6 protein-coding genes are annotated in these 7,527 nt (G+C 49.2%); all 6 read left to right on the top strand.

Features of this window, described 5'->3' with window-relative positions:
* Positions 1 to 515 precede the first annotated feature (515 nt).
* Complete coding sequence (gene gyrA, locus KDK17_RS06350) at positions 516 to 3,128, top strand: DNA gyrase subunit A (protein ID WP_257287626.1); 2,613 nt, start codon at positions 516 to 518, stop codon at positions 3,126 to 3,128.
* A 96-nt stretch (positions 3,129 to 3,224) separates the two neighbouring features.
* Positions 3,225 to 4,343: a 3-phosphoserine/phosphohydroxythreonine transaminase gene (serC, locus tag KDK17_RS06355; protein ID WP_257275488.1), complete on the top strand. Its 1,119-nt coding sequence runs from the start codon at positions 3,225 to 3,227 to the stop codon at positions 4,341 to 4,343.
* A 99-nt stretch (positions 4,344 to 4,442) separates the two neighbouring features.
* On the top strand, positions 4,443 to 5,528 hold the full coding sequence (gene pheA / locus KDK17_RS06360) for a prephenate dehydratase (protein ID WP_257275486.1): 1,086 nt from the start codon (positions 4,443 to 4,445) through the stop codon (positions 5,526 to 5,528).
* An 83-nt stretch (positions 5,529 to 5,611) separates the two neighbouring features.
* Positions 5,612 to 6,598: a histidinol-phosphate transaminase gene (hisC, locus tag KDK17_RS06365; protein WP_306671241.1), complete on the top strand. Its 987-nt coding sequence runs from the start codon at positions 5,612 to 5,614 to the stop codon at positions 6,596 to 6,598.
* Positions 6,573 to 6,722 (top strand): aminotransferase class I/II-fold pyridoxal phosphate-dependent enzyme, encoded by a 150-nt coding sequence (locus KDK17_RS19305; RefSeq protein WP_306671242.1) that lies wholly within the window; start codon positions 6,573 to 6,575, stop codon positions 6,720 to 6,722. The genes hisC and KDK17_RS19305 overlap by 26 nt, the downstream gene beginning before the upstream one ends.
* A gap of 70 nt (positions 6,723 to 6,792) precedes the next feature.
* Positions 6,793 to 7,527, top strand: a 735-nt coding sequence (locus KDK17_RS06370; RefSeq protein ID WP_257287627.1) for a prephenate dehydrogenase/arogenate dehydrogenase family protein, incomplete at its 3' end; no start/stop codon positions are given.

Raw genomic sequence — 7,527 nt, forward strand, 5'->3', positions numbered from 1 at the left:
ATGTCCCACCATCGGCTGGCTAACTCTTCAAATTTGGCAATTTCGGCTGGATCGACGTTTTGCACCGGGCGTGGTTCGTTCTGGTTTGCAGTCATAATGTCCAGATTCTCAAGCGGTTGATTTCCGATAGTAACAGCGCAGTCTGTATTCTTGTCCGCATTATACAGACAGAGTTTTCATAGTTAAGTATTCCTGTCATATAGCTACTAAAGAGACGACTATGTCGTACATTTGTGTCATTTTTTATTCATAAATATTGTTGTCAAGCCATACACTGGCTCGCAGTAAGGCTGCCAGCTGTGGTATTATTTGCTACTTATTATGAAAAAAAGCAGCCATGCCCTTTTTTATCGTTAAATTCATTTCAACGCTTCCTTTCTGCTCAGGCAGGAGCTGAATGATTGCTTTCACATGGCTGCCTGTTGATTGAATTATTCGGATTTTCGGCCTTCCGGGTTGAGAAAGGATGCTGACAGGTATCCGTTGGGCGCAAGCTAAAGGACGACTGGGTTTACATGACTGATATCGCCAAAGAGATTCTTCCGGTAAACATCGAAGACGAACTCAAGCAGTCCTATCTGGACTACGCCATGAGTGTCATCGTTGGGCGGGCACTGCCTGATGTGCGTGACGGACTCAAGCCGGTCCACCGGCGCGTCCTCTTCGCAATGAACGAGCTGGGCAATGACTGGAACAAGCCCTACAAGAAATCAGCTCGTGTGGTGGGTGACGTCATTGGTAAATACCACCCCCATGGTGACTCTGCTGTATATGACACCATTGTTCGTATGGCGCAGCCATTTTCGTTGCGGTACATGTTAGTAGACGGACAGGGGAACTTCGGTTCCGTAGACGGCGACTCTGCAGCGGCCATGCGTTATACCGAGATCCGAATGCAGAAGATCAGTCATGACATCATGGCTGATCTGGATAAGGAAACGGTCGATTACGTACCCAACTACGACGGTACGGAACAGATTCCTGCCGTCATGCCAACCCGCATCCCCAATCTGCTGGTGAATGGTGCTGCCGGTATTGCTGTGGGTATGGCAACCAATATACCACCACATAACCTGACTGAAGTGGTTAGAGGCTGTCTCGCGTTAATTGATGATGAGAGCCTGTCTGTTGATGATCTGATGGAATATATTCCGGGTCCGGACTTTCCAACTGCTGGCATCATTAATGGTCGGGCGGGTATTTTGCAGGCATATCGTACCGGTCGTGGTCGTATCTATATTCGGGCCCGTGCAGATGTCGAGCATGATGAAAAGAAAAATAAAAGTACCATCATTGTTACCGAGCTGCCTTATCAGCTGAATAAGGCACGATTGATTGAAAAGATCGCTGAGCTGGTCAAAGACAAGAAAATTGAAGGTATTTCCGAGCTGCGCGACGAGTCTGATAAAGACGGTATGCGAGTAGTGATTGAGTTGCGCCGTGGTGAAGTTGCGGACGTTGTTCTCAATAACCTCTACGCACAAACCCAGCTCGAAAGTGTATTTGGCATTAACAATGTTACACTGGTCGATGGTCAGCCAAAACTCCTGAACCTTAAGGAGATGCTGGAAGCTTTTGTTCGTCATCGTCGCGAAGTAGTGACGCGCAGAACCGTTTATGAGCTGCGTAAAGCTCGTGAGCGAGGGCATTTGCTGGAAGGTCTGGCAGTAGCCCTTTCTAATATTGATCCGGTGATTGCCTTAATCAAGGGCTCGCCAACGCCTGCAGAGGCTAAAGAAAAGCTTATGGCACAGGGTTGGCAGCCGGGTCACGTGCTGGCAATGGCAGAACGTGCCGGTGCCGATGCCTGTCGGCCTGACGAATTGCCTGAACAGTTTGGTCTTCGCGATGATGGTCTCTACTATTTATCACCTGCCCAGGCTCAGGCCATCATGGAAATGCGTCTGCACAGGCTGACCGGTCTTGAGCATGACAAGCTGTTGAGTGAATATCGCGAGCTGCTGGAAAAAATTGCCGAGCTACTGCTCATTCTCTCCAGCTCTGAGCGTTTGATGGAAGTCATCCGTGAAGAGATGGAAAAAGTAGTCGAAGAGTATGGCGATGAGCGTCGCACTGAGATCACCAGTTCACGCCGTGATTTGACCGTTGAAGACCTGATTTCTGAAGAAGACATGGTTGTGACCCTGTCTCATGGTGGTTACGCAAAAACCACATCGCTCGACACCTATCAGGCCCAGCGCCGAGGTGGTCGAGGTAAATCCGCCGCTTCGGTAAAAGACGAAGATTATGTTGAACATATGCTGGTGGCCAATACCCATACCCAGATTCTTTGCTTCTCCAGCAGGGGTAAGGTTTATTGGTTGAAGGTCTATCAGATTCCGGAAGCTGGCCGTACTTCACGTGGCCGACCCATCGTGAATATCCTGCCTCTGGAAGAGGATGAGCGCATCACGGCGATGTTGCCTGTTGAAGAGTATACCGAAGGTCACTTTGTCTTTATGGCAACGGCTGCAGGAACGGTTAAGAAGACACCTCTGGAACAGTTCTCTCGCCCAAGAAGCAGTGGTCTGATTGCCCTGGGTCTTGATGAAGGTGATACCCTTGTGGGTGCCGAAATTACGACCGGTGAGAAGCAGGTTATGTTGCTTTCCAATGCGGGCAAAGCGATTCGGTTTGAAGAAACTGATGTGCGCGCCATGGGCAGAACTGCCAGAGGTGTCCGTGGTATTAAACTACAGGATGCTCAAAGAGTGATCTCTCTGATTATTCCCGAAGACGAAACCCAGATTCTAACCGTCAGCCAGAATGGTTTCGGTAAACGAACGGGTGTAGAAGATTTCAGAATCACGGGTCGTGGTGGTCAGGGTGTTATCTCCATGCAGTGTACTGATCGAAACGGCGAACTGATCGGTGCTATCCAGGTACAGGATGGAGAGGAGATTATGCTGATCTCTGATCAGGGCACTCTGGTGAGAACCCGTGTCGATGAAATATCTGTTATGAGTCGTAATACTCAGGGGGTTACCCTGATCAAGGTTCAGGAAGGTGAGAAACTGGTTGGTGTTGCCAGGGTTGAAGAGCCGGAAGAGCCGCAAGATGGGACTGAAATCGAAGTGACAGGGGAAGAAACGCCTCAGACTGAGCCTGATGAAGGGATGGAAGGCTGATTCTGTATCCAATAACTTAACGCCAGCAGCATGCTGGCGTTTTACTTAAAGGGATGCACTTCTGAATCGACGAGTTTGGCTCTACGGGAGGATAGTATGAATAATCTATTGGCAGAAACACTGGCTGGCCCACAAGGGCCTACTTATAACTTTTCGGCGGGCCCGGCTCCATTGCCGAAGTCGGTGCTTGCGCGTGCAAGGGATGAGCTTCTGGACTACAACCGTGAAGGCGCTTCCATTATGGAAGTCAGTCACAGAGGGAAGTCTTTTCTCAAGGTTGCTGAGCTGGCGGAGCAGAATCTCCGTGATCTTTTGAAGATTCCTGAAAACTATAAGGTTCTGTTTTTGCAGGGCGGGGCCCGTGGTCAGTTTGCGGCAGTCCCAATGAACCTGAGGGGGCAGAAAAATAGTGCAGACTATGTCAATAGTGGGTACTGGGCTCAGTCGGCAATCAAAGAAGCCCAGCGTTATTTGAATGTCAATGTTATTGCCGACGGCAAAGGCGCTTCATTCCATACCATGCCGGAAGAGAGTGGCTGGCGTTTCAGTTCCGATGCGGCTTATGTTCATTACACTCCGAACGAAACCATTGGTGGTCTTGAATTTCCATTTATACCGGATTCTGGCGATGTGCCACTGGTAGCGGATATGTCATCCAATATCCTGTCCGGGCCCATTGATATCAGCCGTTTCGGGGTTGTCTATGCCGGTGCCCAGAAAAATATTGGTCCGGCAGGACTGACAGTGGTTATCGTGCGTGACGATCTTCTGGACCGGGGGCATTCCAATTGCCCTGCTGTTTTTGATTATCGGGTACAGGCGGATAAGGATTCCATGTATAACACTCCGCCAACCTTCGCATGGTATCTGGCCGGTCTGGTGTTTGAGTGGCTAAAGGATCAGGGGGGGCTTGAAGTGATCGACCAGATCAATGCCCGTAAATCAGGCAAACTCTATCAGGTGATTGATGAGTCCGGGTTTTATCACAACAAGGTAGATCCCCGCTGGCGTTCAAGAATGAATGTACCCTTTACGCTGAGCGATCCTGAGTTAGATAAGGTTTTTCTGGCCGAGTCTGAAAAAAATGGCTTTCTTTATCTCAAGGGGCACAAGGCAGTAGGCGGTATGCGAGCGAGTATTTATAATGCAGTACCGGAAGAGCATGTCGATGCGTTGATCGCCTTTATGCATGAATTCGAAAGAAAGTTTGGATAAAAAATCCTTGGTCCGTCGCAATTTTAAGTACAAAGCTCGCAGGCTTGGCATCTGCCGATTGCGCGGCTTTCGTCAGAACCGTTAAACGCAGAGAACATTATGACAGATGATAAGTTGAAGGGGTTGCGGACAAAAATTGACAAGCTTGATCAGGATATTCTGAAGCTGATCAGTGAGCGTGCACGCTGCGCTCAGGAAGTCGCCAGAGTCAAGCAAAATGAAGACGCCGTGGCAGTGTTTTATCGTCCGGAACGTGAGGCCCAGGTTTTGCGCCGGGTGATGGAGCGCAATGACGGTCCGCTGGACGATGAAGAAATGGCTCGACTGTTCAGGGAGATTATGTCGGCCTGTCTGGCTCTTGAAGAGCCTGTTCGAGTGGCGTTTCTTGGTCCTGAAGGCACCTTTACCCAGCAGGCTGCCATGAAGCACTTTGGCCATTCTGCGGTTTCTGTCCCTATGGCCGCGATTGATGAAGTGTTCAGGGAGGTGACGGCGGGGGCAGTGCGTTATGGTGTTGTGCCTGTTGAGAATTCAACAGAGGGGGTGGTCAGTCATACCCTGGACAGCTTCATGGATTCTTCTCTTAAAATCTGTGGTGAAGTCGTGCTAAGAATTCATCAGCATCTGCTGGTCTCTGAAAACACCCGCCGTGACCATATTACCCGGATATACTCCCATGCTCAGTCATTGGCACAGTGCCGTAAATGGCTGGATGCCCACTGGCCGATGGCTGAAAGAGTTGCTGTCAGCTCCAATGCAGAAGCGGCTAAGCGTATAAAGGGTGAATGGAACTCTGCGGCCATTGCCGGTGATATGGCGGCTGATATTTATGGTCTGGAAAAGATCTCTGAGAAAATCGAGGATCAGCCGGACAATTCCACCCGCTTCCTGATCATTGGGCATCAGGATGTTCCACCCTGTGGTGAAGACAAAACATCCATCGTCGTCAGTATGAGAAACCAGTCCGGTGCTCTGCATTCGATTCTTGAAGCGTTCGATGTTCATGACGTGGATCTCACCCGGGTAGAAACCCGTCCGTCCCGTACCGGCATCTGGAACTATGTTTTCTTTATTGACTTTGAAGGTCACAAAGACGATCCGGTTATCCAGAAAGTATTGGGAAAGCTTGCTGACAGGGTTAATGATCTTCGGGTTCTGGGCTCCTATCCCAAGGGCGTTCTTTAACAAATCAGTCATGAGCGATTGAAACAATTTTGCGTCCTCTCGTGGGGATGTAAAATTTTTCATGGTAAAAAAACAGGTGAAAAATGGGTTGTGATTTTATACAGCTTGCCGTACCGGGAGTACGTGCACTGAATCCTTATCTTCCCGGTAAACCCGTTGAAGAGCTGGCGCGCGAACAAGGTCTGGATGTCAGCAGTATTGTTAAATTGGCCAGTAATGAAAATCCTCTTGGGGCGGCTCAGTCTTCTCGTGAAGCCATCGCTGTGATGCTGGATGAGCTGGCTCGATACCCTGACAGCAGCCTCTATAATCTGCGTGATGCTCTTTGCAAAAAGCTGGCGGTAGAGCCTGATCAGATTACCTTTGGTAACGGTTCCAATGATGTTCTTGTTCTATTGGCGCAATGCTACCTGAAAGAGGGGTGCTCTGCTGTATTTTCTGAATACGCTTTTGCGGTTTATCCCATAGCGGTCCAGGCGACTGGGGCGGAAAGTATAGTGGTGCCTGCTAAAAACTGGGGTCATGATCTGGAAGCGATGGCCGAAGCGGTTCGTTCTGATACCCGCATCGTTTTTCTGGCTAATCCTAATAACCCGACCGGTACCCGTTTTTCAAAAACAGAGTTGCTTACCTTCCTGGGCAAGGTGTCTGAAGAGGTTGTTGTTGTTCTGGATGAAGCATACTTTGAGTATGTGTTGGATAGTGAGTACCCGAATGGTATTGCGCTGTTAAATGAATATCCCAATCTTATCGTGATCAGAACATTCTCCAAGGCCTATGGTCTTGCGGGTGGACGTATTGGCTATTCTGTTTCAAATAGCGAAATAGCCAGTGTTCTCAACAGGTTAAGACAGCCTTTTAATGTTAATAATCTTATTGAGGCGGCAGCTGTTGCTGTTCTGAATGATGAAGCATACCTGAACCGTTCCAGGCAGGTTAACCAGGATGGAATGGCCCGGATTGAGGCGGGCTTGAGATCTATGGGCTTTGATTACATATCTTCCAGCGGTAACTTCATTACTTTTGATGCGGGTATGGGGGGGGATGGATTGTTATCAGCGTCTTCTTGAACAGGGCGTCATTATCAGACCTCTTGCCAATTATGGCATGCCAGGACACCTTAGGGTTTCCATTGGCCTGGAAGAAGAAAATCAGCGTTTTCTTGAAGCACTGGCCTCTGTCAGACAGCCCTGAGCACAAGACAAACAGGCGGTAGCTAAAGAAACCGTTGCCATCTTTAGTTGCAAGGGGTTGAAGATGACTTTTGAAAAAGGTTGAACTTGTAGTGATAGAACAAAACAGGAACGGTACCCCACTGAACATTTTGGTGGTAGGGCTGGGCCTTATTGGAGGATCATTTGCAGCTTCCCTGAGGGAGTGCGGCGAAAGCTTTCATCTGATGGGGTTTGATCTCAGGAGTGAAAATGTTGAGAAGGCTGTTTCCCTGAGAATTGTTGCAGAAGGCTGTGAGGATTTTAAATCCGCTGTCGACAAGGCCGATGTTATTCAGCTGTCGGTTCCCATGCTGGCAATGCCAAAAGTACTTCAGCAACTCAAAGGTCTGGATCTGGCTGGCAAAGTGATGACCGATGTCGGTAGCTGTAAAGGTTCACTGGTTCAGGCTGCCCGGGAAATATTTGGTGATATACCTGAGAGCCTGGTGCCGGGTCATCCCATTGCAGGCTCCGAGAAAAGTGGTGTTACTGCGGCCAGGGCCGGCCTGTTCAAGCATCATAAGGTAATCCTGACGCCTCTGGAAAATACTGATCGTGCTGCCTTATCTCTGGTCAGGCATCTCTGGCAATGTTGTGGTGCCCAAGTCAATGTGATGGATGTGTGGCGTCACGATGAAGTGTTGGCAATGACTAGCCATTTGCCTCATCTTCTGGCATTTTCACTGGTGGATACGCTGGCGGGTAATCCTGAAAATCAAGATATCTTTCGTTATGCTGCCGGCGGCTTTAGAGACTTTACCCGCATTGCCGGCAGTGATCCGGTT

The organism is Endozoicomonas sp. SESOKO2, assembly GCF_024606245.1.
Classification (GTDB): domain Bacteria; phylum Pseudomonadota; class Gammaproteobacteria; order Pseudomonadales; family Endozoicomonadaceae; genus Endozoicomonas_A.